The organism is Pseudomonas abietaniphila, from assembly GCF_039697315.1.
Taxonomy (GTDB): Bacteria; Pseudomonadota; Gammaproteobacteria; order Pseudomonadales; family Pseudomonadaceae; genus Aquipseudomonas; species Aquipseudomonas abietaniphila_B.
The window spans coordinates 2,315,466-2,330,836 of the sequence record NZ_CP155619.1 but is presented as its reverse complement, the minus strand read 5'-3'; the positions used below and the strand labels follow the sequence as shown (position 1 = coordinate 2,330,836).

The 15,371-nt window shown below is 59.9% G+C and carries 7 protein-coding genes and 2 pseudogenes; 6 read left to right on the top strand and 3 right to left on the bottom strand.

Annotated elements, in window-relative coordinates; genetic code table 11:
* Positions 1–151: 151 nt before the first annotated feature.
* The 5 genes and pseudogenes from ABDX87_RS10340 to ABDX87_RS29195 form a co-directional block, all read left to right on the top strand.
* Positions 152–1,501, top strand: a complete 1,350-nt coding sequence (locus tag ABDX87_RS10340; RefSeq protein ID WP_346832775.1) for a TolC family outer membrane protein — start codon at positions 152–154, stop codon at positions 1,499–1,501.
* 64 nt (positions 1,502–1,565) lie between these two features.
* A complete protein-coding gene (locus tag ABDX87_RS10335; RefSeq protein WP_346832774.1) occupies positions 1,566–3,719 on the top strand; it encodes a type I secretion system permease/ATPase in 2,154 nt (717 codons plus the stop codon).
* On the top strand, positions 3,709–5,082 hold the full coding sequence (locus ABDX87_RS10330) for an HlyD family type I secretion periplasmic adaptor subunit (RefSeq protein WP_346832773.1): 1,374 nt from the start codon (positions 3,709–3,711) through the stop codon (positions 5,080–5,082). The genes ABDX87_RS10335 and ABDX87_RS10330 overlap by 11 nt, the downstream gene beginning before the upstream one ends.
* Positions 5,083–5,473: 391 nt before the next feature.
* Positions 5,474–6,247, top strand: a pseudogene (locus ABDX87_RS29200) (cache domain-containing protein); the annotation flags it as partial.
* A gap of 390 nt (positions 6,248–6,637) precedes the next feature.
* Positions 6,638–7,153: pseudogene (locus tag ABDX87_RS29195) on the top strand (methyl-accepting chemotaxis protein); the annotation flags it as partial.
* A gap of 151 nt (positions 7,154–7,304) precedes the next feature.
* Here ABDX87_RS29195 and ABDX87_RS10320 read toward each other — a convergent pair.
* From ABDX87_RS10320 to ABDX87_RS10310, 3 genes are all read right to left on the bottom strand, one after another.
* Complete coding sequence (locus ABDX87_RS10320) at positions 7,305–7,592, bottom strand: DUF2845 domain-containing protein (RefSeq protein WP_346833486.1); 288 nt, start codon at positions 7,590–7,592, stop codon at positions 7,305–7,307.
* A 36-nt stretch (positions 7,593–7,628) separates the two neighbouring features.
* Positions 7,629–10,586 (bottom strand): DUF748 domain-containing protein, encoded by a 2,958-nt coding sequence (locus ABDX87_RS10315; protein WP_346832771.1) that lies wholly within the window; start codon positions 10,584–10,586, stop codon positions 7,629–7,631.
* A gap of 112 nt (positions 10,587–10,698) precedes the next feature.
* Entirely contained in the window at positions 10,699–11,715 is a 1,017-nt protein-coding gene (locus tag ABDX87_RS10310) for a class I SAM-dependent rRNA methyltransferase (RefSeq protein ID WP_346832770.1), read from the bottom strand.
* Positions 11,716–12,435: 720 nt separating this feature from the next.
* On the opposite strand from ABDX87_RS10310, the gene mgtA reads away from it, so the two are divergent.
* On the top strand, positions 12,436–15,177 hold the full coding sequence (mgtA, locus tag ABDX87_RS10305) for a magnesium-translocating P-type ATPase (RefSeq protein ID WP_346833485.1): 2,742 nt from the start codon (positions 12,436–12,438) through the stop codon (positions 15,175–15,177).
* The last annotated feature ends 194 nt before the right edge of the window (positions 15,178–15,371 follow it).

Genomic DNA, 15,371 nt, shown 5'->3' with positions numbered 1-15,371 from the left:
TTGATATTTTCTGAGATCGTGTATTTCTGTTGTTCGCTCCCAGAGACCCTTCAGAACAGCCTGACGCCGCCGATCTCCTACACAAGCCTCTCTTGCAATGCAGTTATTAATACTGCGTTTTCGAACAAGTACGTTCTCGGGAAGAACCAACATGCGTGTGCAATTTCTCACTGCTGTACCCTTTGTTCTGACAGTCGGCTTCGTGCAGGCACAAACCCTGCCAGAAGCCATGCAGAAGGCCATGCAAGAACACCCTGAGGTGCAGGCAGGCGTGAACGCCCGTATCGCGCAGGACTACGCGGTTCGTGCGGCGAAGGGTGGTTACCTGCCGCGTGTCGACGTGACAGCGGGGTACGGCCGTGCGGGATCTGACACCCCGTCCACGCGTGCGGAAAGTGGCAATAACGACTGGAAGACCATGAACCGCGGCGAGTCTGCCATACGTCTTCGTCAAATGCTCTTTGATGGGTTCGCAACAAGTAACGAAGTTGGGCGTCAACAAGCCACCGCCAATTCTCGGGCGTATTCTTTGTTGAATACTTCCGAGCGCACTGCGCTGACAGTTGCGCAGGTCTATATCGATGTTCTTACACAGCGCGAGATGGTTCGCCTGGCGCAAGAAAACCTTAAAAGTCACGAACGTATCTACGATCAGATCAAGTTGCGCACCAGTCGTGGTGTCGGACGAATGGCGGATATGGATCAGGCCGACGCCCGTTTGGCACAGGCCCAGAACAACCTGATCACCGAACAGACCAACCTGGCTGACGCCCAGACCAACTATCTGAGCGCCGTGGGTATCGTGCCGGATCAGCTGGAAAAGCCAGCGCCGTTCGCGCTGATGCCAGCCGATCTGCAGGAAGCGCGCCGCCAGATGCTCGACAACAGCCCGGTGCTGCGTTCGGCTGAAGCGGACATCGCCGCTGCCGAGAAACAATACAGCGCTGCCAAGTCGACCTTCTCCCCGCGCTTTGACCTGGACCTGGGCCGCAATGCCGACAACAACGTCGGCGGCGACGAAGGCCACAACAATGGTTGGGAAGCAATGGTGCGCATGCAGTTCAACCTGTATGCCGGCGGCAGCAACAAAGCTGACCTGACGTCCAAGTCTTACCTGGCTTCGCAGGCACTGGACATCCGCAACAACGCACTGCGTCAGTTGAACGAAGAACTGGGCCTGGCCTGGAACGCCTATAACAACGCTTCCCAGCAAGTGCCGATCGCTCAGCAATACGTTGATCGGGCAACCAGCGTCCGTACGTCGTATCAGCAGCAATTCAGCCTCGGAGAGCGTACTCTGCTCGACCTTCTCGACAGCGAGAACGAGTTGTTCACCGCGCAACAGCGTCTGGTGCAACTGCAGAGCCTGAAAACGTACACCCAATACCGCATTCAAGCAGACATCGGCACCTTGCTGAAAAGCCAGGGCGTCGTGGCTCCGCTGGCATCGGTTGTGCAGAACGATGTGAAACCGACAGTCAAACTGCCGGGCATGAACTGATTCTTGACGCGCGTGTGTCAGGAGCCAGGTTCTTTTAACTGTTAGAGCTAAAGAGAGTGTCAGCGTGGATTTGGAATTACCTTCTGCCCAACTAGGTCATGACCCACGCAGCCAGCATGATGATCCGTTGCTGGATGGCCTGCTGACACTCTGCGCCTTGCACCACAAACCGGCGAGCCGGGCGATGCTGAGCACCGGCTTGCCGTTGCCGGACCAGCGCCTGAGCCCTGATCTGCTGCCCCGCGCAGCGGCTCGGGCCGGTTTGCAAGGACGTCTGCTGGTGCGCAGGCTCGAACAGATTCCCGCCATTGCCTTGCCCGCGATGCTCCTCTTGAAGGAAGGGCGTTGCGCGGTGCTGTTGGGTTGGGAAGGCGATGCGGCGCGGCTGCTGATCAGCGAAAGCGACGGCGGCGAAGTCCGGGTCGAGCGTGAAGCGCTGGCTCAGGATTACAGCGGCAAGGTGTTCTTCGCCCAACCGCAACACAAGTTTGACGTGACCCAAGGCTCGCTCATTCCTCGAGCGAGGTCCTGGTTCAAAGACACCCTCAAGCTGTCGCGCTGGCTCTACGCCGACGCGATCGCTGCAAGCCTGGTGATCAACCTGATCGCTCTGGCGGCGCCTCTGTTTGTCATGAACGTCTACGACCGCGTGGTGCCGAATCAGGCGACCGCGACGTTGTGGGTATTGGCGGCCGGTATCTGCGGCGCCTACCTGTTCGACCTCTTGCTTAAAGGCCTGCGCAGCCTGTGCCTGGACCTGGCGGGCAAGAAAACCGACCTGATCATTTCCGCCACGCTGTTCGAGCGCATCGTCGGCATGGCGATGAAATTCCGTCCGGCGCGCGTCGGCAGCTACGCCCAGAACATTCATGAATTCCAGGGCATGCGCGACTTTTTGACGTCGCTGACCCTGACCAGCCTGATCGACCTGCCGTTCACCTTGATCATCCTCCTGGTGATCGCGCTGCTCGGCGGGCATCTGGTGTGGATTCCGATTGTGGCGTTCCCGCTCGCGCTGGGCATCGGCCACCTGCTGCAAAAGCCTTTGACCGCCACACTGGAACGCACCATGGCACTGGGCGCCGAGCGTCAGTCGAGTCTGATCGAAACCCTGTCCGGCCTGGACGCGGTCAAGGTCAACAACGCTGAAAGCGAGCGTCAGTACCAGTGGGAACAGACCATTGGCACCCTTAGTCGCCTGGAGTTGCGGGTCAAGATCCTGTCCGGTCTGGCGATGAACATCACCTTGCTCATCCAGCAACTGGCGGGCGTGGCGATGATCTGCTTCGGTGTGTACATGATCATCGACGGCAACCTGAGCATGGGCGGCTTGGTGGCGTGCTACATGCTCAGTGGCCGCGCGCTGGGCCCATTGGCGCAGTTGTCGGGTCTGCTGACGCGTTATCAGCAGGCCAAAGTGACCATGGTGTCGGTGGACCAGATGATGGAGTTGCCACAAGAGCGCAACTTCGAAGAGCGCCCGTTGAGCCGTCAGGTGCTGCAGGGCGCGATGGAATTCCGCAACGTCGACTTCACCTACCCGAATCAGCAGACCCTGGCGTTGAAGAACATCAACCTGGTGGTTCGTCCGGGCGAGCGGATCGGCATCATCGGCCGCAGCGGCTCGGGCAAAAGCTCGCTGGCCAAGCTGTTGGTCGGCCTGTATCAGCCGGACGAGGGCTCGCTGTTGGTCGACGGCGTCGACATTCGCCAGATCGACGTCAGCGAACTGCGCCACAACATCGGTTACGTCCCTCAGGACATCCAGTTGCTGTCGGGCACGCTGCGCGACAACCTGATTTCCGGTGCGCGTTACGTGGACGATGAGATGGTGCTGCAAGCCGGTGAGCTGGCGGGCGTGCATGAGTTTGCCCGCCTGCACCCGCAAGGGTATGAGCTGCAAGTCGGCGAGCGTGGACAGAACCTGTCTGGCGGGCAGCGTCAGAACGTTGCTCTGGCCAGGGCCCTGTTGCTGAACCCGCCGATTTTGTTGCTGGACGAACCGACCAGCGCCATGGACAACACCGGTGAGGAGCGCTTGAAGCAGCGTCTGCAAGCCGTTATCGAGAAAAAGACCGTGATTCTTGTGACACACCGAGCCTCGCTGCTCACGCTGGTCGACCGCCTATTGGTCATCGACCGTGGCCAGATTCTCGCCGACGGCCCGAAAGCCGCCGTGATGGAAGCGTTGAAGAAGGGGCAGATCAGTGTTGCTTAAATCGGGTCCAAATTCCGGCGGTGGGCTGTTCGGCTATTTCAGAGGTTCGCAGTCCCTCGACGGGCAGCCGATGCCTGAAGTCAAAAAGGCCCTGGTCGATGACGCCCCGCGTATCGTCCGGCTGACCATCTGGGCGGTCATTCTGTTTTTCACCTTCCTGGTGCTGTGGGCCAACTTTGCCGTGATCGACGAAGTGACCAAGGGCGAAGGCAAGGCGATCCCTTCAACCAAGATCCAGAAGATCCAGAACCTTGAAGGCGGTATCGTCGCTCAGATCTACGCGCGGGATGGCGAGATCGTTGACGCAGGCGCGCCGCTGATTCGTCTGGACGACACCCGTTTTGCCTCCAACGTCGGTGAAACCGAGGCCGATCGCGTGGCGATGGAGTTGCGCGTCGAGCGTCTGAGTGCGGAGGTCGATGACCGTCCGCTGAACATCAGTGCCGAGGCGCGCAAAACCGCCGCCAATCAGGCTGCCAACGAAGAGTCCTTGTACAAGAGTCGTCGTCAGCAACTGGTTGACGAGGTTGGTGGCCTGCAACAGCAACTGATCCAGCGCCAGCAGGAGCTGCGCGAGTTTGGCTCCAAACAGGAGCAATACCGCAACAGCCTGAACCTTCTGCGCCAGGAGATCGGCATGTCCGAACCGTTGGTGGCACAGGGCGCGGTATCACCTGTGGATATCCTGCGTTTGAAGCGTTCGGAAGTGGAGACCCGCGGTCAACTGGACGGCACCACGCTGGCGATTCCCCGCGCTCAGGCCGCGATTGCCGAAGTGCAGCGCAAGATCGACGAGACGCGCGGCAAGTTTCGCAGCGACGCGCTGACCCAGCTCAACGAGGCACGCACCAACCTTTCCAAGGCGCAGTCGACGGCCAAAGGCCTGGAAGACCGGGTCAACCGGACCATGGTCACCTCGCCGGTGCGCGGTATCGTCAAGCAAATGCTGGTCAATACCGTGGGTGGCGTTATTCAGCCGGGCAGCGACATCGCCGAAATCGTGCCGTTGGACGACACCTTGTTGGTCGAAGCGCGCATCCGCCCGCAGGACATTGCGTTCCTGCATCCAGGTCAGGAAGCGATGATCAAGTTCACGGCCTATGACTACACCATTTATGGTGGCCTCAAAGGCAAGCTGGAACAGATTGGTGCCGACACCATTCAGGACGAAGAGAAGAAAAACACGTTCTACGTGATCAAGCTGCGCACCGACCGCAGCCACCTGGGGACCGATGAGCATCCGTTGCTGATCATTCCCGGCATGGTCGCTTCGGTGGACATCATCACCGGCAAGAAAAGCATCCTCAGCTACCTGCTCAAGCCGGTCCTGAAGGCTCGCGCCGAGGCATTGCACGAGCGTTGATCGCCTGTACGCCATGTGATCCTGTGGGAACGAGCTTGCTCGTGAAGAGGCCGGTCAATCAGACACACATTCAGTGACTGATGCCGGGACTTCGCGAGCAAGCTTGCTTCTACGGCCTGCGGCCAGCATGAAAAGCACCTCGTATTACCCCGCCAGCACCCTTATCCAAACACATACCCATCACGCTTCCCTCTCGGCTGTCGATCATCCTTAGGGATAGTAGCCTTGTGACATATTTCGGTCGTAATTTATTGTGTTTTCCCCTAAAGATCCGGGGCAAAACAGCGATACGGTGAGTTGAACCTGTCGTCAACGCGGCCATTAACCACAAGAGCTACTGGTCATTTTTTATCATCAAAAATGATACTTCCTGCATACAAAGGAAATCGTCGTGACGTTGAACCTACGCCGTAAGGTCATTCTCCTCGCCATCATTCCGAGCCTCTTGCTGGCCGCGGTGATCAGTTGCATCACGTGGGTCGTGCTGCAGAAACTGGCCGCTCAGGAAGTCGAGCAGACCCGCGCGCTGCTGCTGGAGGAGCGCAAGCTGTCGCTCAAGAATTATCAGCAGATTGGCGAAGCTGCGATCAAACCGATCTACGATGCCTCTGCGCCGGGCGACATGGAAGCCCGTGATCGGGCGCTCAAGGTGCTCAAGAGCCTGCAATATGACAAGGCCAGTTACTTTTTTGGCTACAACTCGCAGTACGTGCGGGTGTTCTGGTCGGACAAGGACCTGGACATCGGCAAGAACTTCTCCGAAGCCAAAGATGCCAACGGCGTGTACGTGATTCGTGGCCTGGTGGACAAGGCCAAAGACGGGACGCATTTCTTCCGCTACGACTGGCCGACGCCGGGCAGCGACAAGCCGATTCCGAAACTGGGCTACACCAGCTACCTGCAGAAGTGGGACCTGGCGTTCGGAACGCAGGCTAACCTCGACGACATCGACAATCAGGTGGCCGCCATCGAGGCATCGACGCAAAGCCGGATCGGCTCTTCGGCCGCGTTGATCGTGGCAATCGTGGCGGTGTTCCTGGCGGTGGTGGCGCTGTTGGGTGTGCTGATTGGCAACGGGCTGGTCAAGCCGGTGCTGGTGATCAAGCAGAACCTGGACGACATCGCCGCGGGTGATGGCGACCTGACCCGACGCCTGCCGGAAACCAGCAACGACGAACTGGGCGCATTGGCCAAGTCGTTCAACCAGTTCGTCGAGAAAATTCACGGGCTGGTCCGACAGATCGCCGAAATGACCGGCCAGCTCAACGGGTTGGTGAACGATATGTCCTCGCAGGCACAACGGTCGGAAGAAGCGATGGGGCGTCAGCGTCAGGAGACCGATCAGGTCGCGACGGCCATTCATGAGATGTCTTCAGCGGCGCATCAGGTGTCCATCAGTGCGCAAGGGGCTTCCCAGGCAGCACGCAAGACCAGCGACGTCGGCTCGGACGCCAAGTCCGTCGTGAACAAGAGCATCGACAGTATTCATGCGTTGATCGGCGAAATCGGCGAAAGCAGTTCCTCGCTGGATCACCTGCGCCAGGACGTGCAGTCCATCGCGACCGTGGTGGATGTGATTCGCTCGGTGGCCGAACAGACCAACCTGCTGGCGCTCAACGCTGCCATTGAGGCGGCGCGGGCAGGGGACGCGGGGCGTGGGTTCGCGGTGGTCGCCGATGAAGTTCGCGCCTTGGCCAGCCGTACTCAGCAAAGCACCCAGGAAATCCACGAAATGATCACCTCGCTGCAACGCGGCGCCCAGGAAGCCACGGTTGCGATGAGCCGTTCCAGCGACACCGGCAAGACCACCGGTGACTTGGCGAACGAGGCAGGGACGTCGCTCGATGCGATCAGTCAGTTGATCGAGACCATCAACGACATGAACGCGCAGATCGCCAGCGCATCGGAAGAACAGACCGCTGTCGCCGAGGAAATCAGCCGCAGCATGACCCAGATTGCCCAGGCCGTGGACAGCGTGGCCGACGACGCACAAAGCGGCGCGCAAACGGCACGCAGCCTGACGGAGCTGGGTGATCGATTGGGTGGGCTGGTGAAGCAGTTCAGGATTTAAAGCGTGTTTGGGCGCTGCCAGCTCTTGTAGGAACGCGCTTGCCCGCGAAGACGCCGGTCCATCCGCAACATCTTCATCGGATGGAACTCAGCTTTCGTGAGCAAGCTCACTCCCACACGGACGGTAGTGATGTTCGAAGTCCCGTGGAGGCTTACCGCCCTCGCTTGCTGTCGATCCGCACCAATCGGCCGCCTTCGAACCGCAAATACTGATACATGCCGTTGTTCGGGCCGTAGATCCATTCCTGGACCTGCACCTGATCGACCTGACGGAAATGGTTGACCGTTTCCTTGTAGCCGACAATGTCCTGGCTGACGGGCTGGCCGCATTTCTGTTGCACTTCGAACATCCGGTCGCCGACGCTGATCAGCTGACTGCCACACCTCAAGGTGTCGGTCGCCGCCTGAGCGAAGGCCGCCGTTGCTGTCAGACCGAGCATCAGCACGGTCTTCGCTAACACACTCTTCAAAAGTCGTTACTCACTGTCCAGATGCAGGGGGCTGACGACGCGACCGTCTTTTTCGGGTTGACCGAGACTGGCGTCAACGAAGTAGACCCGCTCGTCCGCCAATTGTCCCTTGTCCACCAAATAGTCCTTGATGCTGCCGGCACGGGCCTGGCCAAGCTGACGCAGCAACAGTGCGCTCGAGCTCCAGGATTTGAGTACTGCCTCGCGCATCTTGTTCTGCCGCTCTTCCTTGCCCAGATCAACCCACTCGGCCGGCGGTTGACCCTTCAGGCGCGTGCGGTAGATGCCTTCGAGCATTGGCGGCTTTTCATCGTCCGGCACTTTCAGGTCGGCGGCTTGCGCCGGCACCTTGTCGCCTCGGCGCTGAAGGATCTTGTAATAGGTGCTCTGGTATTCGCGCTCAAGACGCTGTTGGGCGATCAGCGGGCCGTCACTGGCTTCGGCGCTGGTGCCTTCGATCTCGAGACGCAGCGCCGGGCGTGCTTTCAGCGCTGCAGCCAGTTTGTCCAGTGAGGCCTGGGCGTCGCTGTTCAACTCGTCCGAACCTGCAGCGAACGACACAGTGCCCAGGTCTTCTGAACCGCCTCCGCTGATCAGACCGCCGATGAATTTGAACGGTGCGGCAGCGGCTTTCACCACCAGATTGCGCAGGGTCTGCCAGACGATCGGCATCACACTGAACTGCGGGTTGTTCAAATCACCGGTGACCGGCAACTCGATGGAAATCTTGCCGTCGACGTCCTTGAGCAAGGCAATCGCCAGTTTCAGCGGCAGGTTCACGGCATCCGGGCTGTCGACCTTTTCACCCAGTTGCAGTTGCTCGACCACCACCTTGTTCTCGGCTTTGAGCTGACCCTTGGTGATCAGGTAATGCAGGTCCAGGTTCAGTCGGCCTTTGCGAATGCGATAACCCGCGAACTTGCCGGAGTAGGGCGTCAACGTGGTCAGCTCGACACGCTTGAAACTGGTCGCGATGTCCAGACTGGCGAGGGGGTTGAACGGATTGAGCGCACCTTTGATCGTGACAGGCGCATAGCGGTCGACCTTGCCCTTGATGTCCACGGGCGCTGGCTTGTCCTGACGGTTGTCCAGCGTGCCGATTTTCCCGTTGAGCTGCTGCACGGCCGTCGCGAAATTGGGCGTGAGGCTGAAGTCGGCGAAATTGGCCGAACCGTTGTTGATGTTCACCTCGCCGATATGAATACCCATCGGTTTTTCGGCGCTGGCGGTTGACTTGGTTTTGGCGGCTGCAGGCTTGCTGTCAGCAGGCTGCGGTATCAGCAAATCGTCGATGTTGGTGGTGCGGTCGTCGGCGATCACGAAGCGTGCGTACGGCTGTTCGAGATTGATCGAGGCAATGCTCAGGCTGTCGCCAAGCTGGAAGTTCAGACCCTCGACGTTGACGCGCTCCCACTTCACGAAGTCCCGCGATTTGAGGGTGTCCAGCGTGTGCAACTGATCCACCTGTGCTTTGCCGGTGATACCCAGCGCCAGCGGCTCGGTGCTTTTCAGGTCTACCGCCAGATCGGTGTTGAGCATGCCGCTGCGCACTTCCAGCCGAATGAACGGCGTGACATAGGATTGCGCGACACGCAGGTCGATGTCGCGCGTGGTCACGTTGAGTTTGGCGCGAACCGGCGCCAGGTTCACCTCACCCTCGGCCGTCAGCTTGCCTTGCTTGCCCAGGCCGGTGTCCAGCTTGATGTTGAAGGGCGATTGGTTGAGGCTGTCGAAATGGGTCAGGTCCAGATTCAGCGGACCGACGTCGATCGCCACGGGTTCCTTCGGCACTTTGTCCGCCAGATGGATGCGGTAATCGCGCAGCTGGGTATCACGCAGCAATACCTGCCAGGGTTTGCTCGGCGCTGCGGCTTCTGTTTTCGCTGTGGTCTCGGCGCTGGTGGCGGTAGCGGGCTCCTTTTTAGCCGCCTCGGCTTTCTTTTCCTGGGCCTTGGACGGCTGCGCGGCGAACAGTTTCTGCCAGTCAAGCTGGCCGTCAGCCTCTCGCGCCGCCCACGTTTCCAGACCCTGACTGCGGATTTTCCCTACGGTGACCAGCTGTTTCGCCAGATCGATCGAGGTATCGCTCACTTCCAGGTTCTTCAGGCGCACCAAGGGTCGGCCGTCAGGCGCGTCGATGGCGAAGGGCGCGACGCTGAGGGACGTGTTGTCCAGCCGCATCTCGGTTTCCTTGGCCAGGCTGAGTGTGTAATGGGTATTGAAGTTGAGCACGCCGTCCTTGAGCACCAGTGGCAGAGCGTCGCGCACATAGGGCCACCAGACTTTCATCTTGCCGTCGGTGATTTTGAGTGTGCCTTCGGACGTGATCGGCACCAGGCTGATGCGGCCAACCCAGTCGATCTGGCCACCCTCAGGTCCAGCGGCCACAAGCGTCATGTCGGCGTTGTCTTCGGGCAGGGTGCTGAGGTTTTTCAGTTCGAAATTCAGTTCGTCGTACAGAAATTCGATGGGCTCGCTGGGGCGCAAGTCCTGAAAATGCACATTGCCGCCCGCCAGTTTGATCTCATCCACGCGCAGCGGAAATGGCTTGCTCGGTGCTTCGTCAGGCTTGGCCGGTTCGCCGGGCGGCAGCTTGAACAGACCCGCCAGATTGAGGGTGCCATCTTTGGAAAACAGCAGCTCGACCTTAGGCTTGTCCAGTTCAACTGCCTGCAGGTGCAGGGCTTTGGTCCACAGGCTGTCAATCTGCAGGTCGGCGAACAGGCGCTCGAAACCAATCTGTTCCTTGCCCGGCGCGCCGATGTTCAAGCCCCAGAGCGTTACTTTCAAGCTGTAGGGATTGAGCTCAAGACGGTCCAGCTTTGCCGGGACCGTGGCGTAGTTCGCCAGCTGTTGATTGATCACCCGTAACGCAATGCCTGGCAGGATCAGAAACCCCAGCAGGCTATAAACTGCGAAGACGGCCAGCAAGGCGCCGATGGCGCGTTTCAATCCTTTGGGCATGTAGGTCGCCAACTCTCTCGATCTGAGGTGCCTTTGAGTATGGCACGTCAATCTGGTTCCGAAGGCGTCGTCCGCAAACCCTGTGGGAAATTTCCTTGCAGTCAGTAAGTGATCAGAGCTGCAAGATCAATGTCTTGAGCGGTGGCTGCTGGTCCATCGACGGAAAGTCGGCGCCGGGTGCAAGGGTCTGGCAGTCACGCACGGGACGGCCAATCTTGCTCGCACATCGCAACACCTGGTCGCGCCACTCATCCATGTTCACTTTTGCGAGGTTGTTGCAGCAGATCAGCACGCCGTCTTCAGCGGTGGTCAGCAACGCCGGTTTCAGCAGGCTCTGGTAGTCGCGCAGCAAATCCACGGTGCCGAAGGCACTCTTCGCCCACGCCGGTGGATCGAGCAGCACCAGGTCGAACTGGCGTTGATCCAGTCGCGCGTACGATGGCAGCTTCTGTCCGCGACGCGAAGCGATCGGCAGCCCCGCGAGCTGGCGGATCGCCGGAAAGTAATCGGACTGAATGAACTGCATTGGCGCTAACTGCGGGTTGAGCAGCCCGTTCTCGCGACCCACCGCCAGATTGCCCTCGGCGAAGTCCAGATTGCAGACCTCGCTGGCGCCACCGGCAGCAGCGCTCAGGCCGACACCGCAGGTGTAGGCGAACAGGTTGAGCACGCTTTTGCCTTTAGCGTGATCCTTCACCCAGCCCCGGGCGTTGCGCAGGTCAAGAAACAGCAGGGGATCCTGGCCTGTATGACGGCCACGGACGCGATAGTTCAAACCCCATTCGTGCCCGACCAGATCCTCCAGCGCCGCATCGTCTGCCTTGTAAACGGCATCGCTACGGTCGATCCGCGAATTGCCTTGCGAGCGATCGTTGTAGACCAGCATCAGCTCCAGACCCAGACGCGCGTTGATGGCGGTGTGCAGCGCCAACAGCGCCTCGCGATCGAGGCTGTTGTGAAAGCTTTGCACCAGCAACTGCGGGCCATAACGGTCGATGGTCAAACCACTCGCGCCTTCCTGGCTGCCGTGGAACAGGCGATAACAGTCGGTGCCTTGGGCATGCAGCTCAGCGAGCAGGGATTGACGGTTATCGAGGGCGACGCTGAGCGCCTGATTCAACGAAGACATGCACGGCGCCTTGGTGCGGGAATAAGGGCGTGCGAGTTTAGCAGTTTGACTTGTGCGGGTGTGACTGACGCCCGAGCAACTGTAGGAGCGTGGCTTGTCCCGCGATCTGCTGCGCAGCAGCAGTAAAACCATGCGCGCCAGTTGTATCAGGTACGTAAGGCGCGTCTGATATACGACCGCTTCGCGGCCGATCGCGGGACAAGCCACGCTCCTACAACGGGTGTTTTTAAGCTTTCCTGAACCTTTCCTGAAGCCCCGCGCGATAGTCCTGGCGGGCGTGTAATGGCCGTTTACACTCCTGAAAGCCGGGCGTATTCTTCGCCCGTTTTCAACCAATGCGGAGACCCACAGTGGGTACTTGTTCGAGTGACAGACGTCAGCCGGTTTCGATGACCGGCCCATTCTCGGCGAGTTAACGCGCAGTCATTTTGCTGCCGTTCGCTCGCCGACAATCGCGAGAAACGGCAGTGCTTTTACTCCCGTAGCAGTCCTGCTTGCCGGCGGGGGCGTCCTTGAGATCGCCACCGTCTGCAAGCCGGGCGGCTGCAGATGGAGCGCCCTGTCCCATTCCTGACGTTACACCCGCGCGGCCTTCAGGGTCGCGGGCCACACCTTGCGTGTCTTTCCTTGCGAGGATTCACGTGCGGTCGGCCGTACCTGCCTGGGCCTTTTAGTCGTAAGCCCTTCAGTCCAGGGGACACAGCCATGAAGTACACCACCCTGAAGCTCGCCCTCCTCAGAGAGTTTTTCGCAGGCTTTCTGCGCACCCGCCATTTTGGCCGGCACTTTCGCCGGCTGGCGATGCTCGAGAGCGTGACCGACGCCACCGTCAGCCGCGAAGTCCCGCCAACCCTGGCCCAAACCCTGACCCAAGGTGCTACCAGCGACGCCACCGAACTGCTGACGCGTTTGGGCAGTCATGGCGAAGGTCTCACTGAAACCGAAGCCTTGGCGTTGCGCGAGCAGCACGGCCTGAACGAAGTCGAGCACGAACAACCGCTGCCGTGGTGGGTGCACCTGTGGCACTGCTACAAAAACCCCTTCAACCTGCTGCTGACCTTGCTCGCCTTCATCTCGTGGCTGACCGAGGACATGAAAGCCGCCACCGTGATTTTCTCGATGGTGGTGCTCTCGACGCTGCTGCGTTTCTGGCAGGAAACCCGCTCCAATCAGGCGGCCGATGCGCTGAAAGCCATGGTCAGCAACACCGCGACCGTGATGCGCCGCGCGGACGTTTCGCAGGATGACGCGCAGGTCAACGGCGGCGGCAAACAACGCATCGAATTGCCCATCAAGCAATTGGTGCCGGGCGACCTGATCGTGCTGTCCGCTGGCGACATGATCCCGGCCGATTGCCGCGTGCTCAGCGCCAAGGATCTGTTTGTCAGTCAGGCTGCGATGACCGGGGAATCGATGCCGGTGGAAAAATTCGCGCGTCGGCAGGAGGGCGACACCGGCAACCCGCTGGACCTGGAAAACATCCTGTTCATGGGCACCAACGTGGTGTCGGGATCGGCGACCGGGGTGATTCTGGCGACCGGCAACCACACCTATTTCGGCGCGCTGGCTCAACGGGTCAGCGCCACCGACCGCGCGCCAACGTCCTTTCAGGCCGGGGTCAACAAAGTCAGCTGGTTGCTCATTCGCTTCATGTTCGTCATGGCGCCGCTGGTGCTGTTCATCAACGGTTTCACCAAGGGCGACTGGATGGAAGCGTTGCTGTTCGCGCTCTCCATCGCGGTCGGGCTGACCCCGGAAATGCTACCGATGATCGTCACCTCGACGTTGGCCAAGGGGGCAGTGTTTCTGTCGCGCAAAAAAGTCATCGTCAAACGCCTGGACGCGATCCAGAACTTCGGCGCCATGGACGTGCTGTGCACCGACAAGACCGGCACCCTGACCCAGGACAAGATTTTCCTGGCGCGGCATGTCGACGTCTGGGGCGATGAGTCCGACGACGTGCTGGAAATGGCTTATCTCAACAGTTACTACCAGACCGGCTTGAAAAATCTGCTGGATGTCGCCGTGCTGGAACACGTGGAAATCCACCGTGAACTGCGGGTCGGAACCCACTTCAGCAAGGTCGATGAAGTGCCCTTTGATTTCACTCGGCGGCGCATGTCCGTGGTGGTGCAGGAGCAAGGGCAGGCGCATCTGCTGATCTGCAAAGGCGCGCTGGAGGAGGTTCTGGCCGTGTGCAAGCGCGTGCGTCACGGCGAAGTGGACGAAGCGCTGACTCCAGAATTGCTCAAGCGCATCATGGAGGTGACGGCTGAATTCAACGACGAAGGGCTGCGCGTGGTGGCGGTGGCCGCCCGTTCCATGGAGCAAGGTCGCGACGCGTATGGCTTGGCCGATGAAAGCGACCTGACGCTGATCGGGTATGTCGCGTTTCTCGACCCGCCCAAAGAAAGCACCGCGCCTGCACTCAAGGCCCTGGCCGATCATGGCGTCGCGGTAAAAGTGCTGACCGGGGACAACGAGCGTGTCACCGCCAAGATCTGCCGTGAAGTAGGGCTGGAACGCCAAGGTCTGCTGCTCGGTGGCGACGTCGAGCGCATGAGTGATGCCGAGCTGGCGGTGGCGGTGGAGACCACCAATGTGTTTGCCAAGCTGACCCCGTCACATAAAGAACGCATCGTTCGGCTGCTCAAAGCCAACGGGCATGTGGTCGGGTTCATGGGAGACGGGATCAACGATGCGCCAGCGTTGCGGACTGCCGATATCGGGATTTCCGTGGACAGCGCCGTGGACATCGCCAAGGAAGCGGCGGACATCATCCTGCTGGAAAAGAGCCTGATGGTGCTGGAGGAGGGTGTGCTGGAAGGGCGTCGGACCTTCGCCAACATGCTCAAGTACATCAAGATGACGGCCAGTTCGAACTTCGGCAATGTGTTCTCCGTGCTGGTGGCGAGCGCGTTTATTCCGTTCCTGCCGATGCTACCGATGCATCTGTTGGTGCAGAACCTGCTGTACGACATTTCGCAGATCGCCATTCCGTTCGATAACGTCGACGAGGAATTGCTGAAGAAACCCCAGCGTTGGCAGCCTGCGGACGTCGGGCGTTTCATGATGTTCTTCGGGCCGATCAGCTCGATCTTCGACATCACGACGTTTGCGGTGATGTGGTACGTGTTCGGCGCCAACTCGCCAGAGCATCAGACCTTGTTTCAGTCAGGCTGGTTTTTGGTGGGGCTGCTGACGCAGACGCTGATCGTGCACATGATCCGCACACCGAAAATCCCGTTCCTGCAAAGCCGCGCGGCAATGCCGTTGATGGTGATGACCGGGGTGATCATGGCCGTTGGGGTCTTCCTGCCGATGGGGCCGCTGGCGCACTACTTCAAACTGCAGGCGCTGCCACCGCTGTACTTCGTCATCCTGCCGCTGATTCTGCTGGCGTATGTGGGGCTGACGCAGGCGGTGAAAGGGTTTTACGTGAAGCGGTTTGGTTGGCAGTGATTTTTGAGCGGTGTGGTCGTGCCCACGCCCCCCGTGGGCACGCATTTCTTGACGCTCCGCGTCACACGCGCGGGGACGCGGAGCGTCCGGGGCTGCATTCCCACGCGGAGCGTGGGAACGATCAAACGGACGGCGACAGATTGCTTTTGATTCTAGCCGGCGGCCGTAGGAGCGTGGCTTGTCCCGCGATCTGG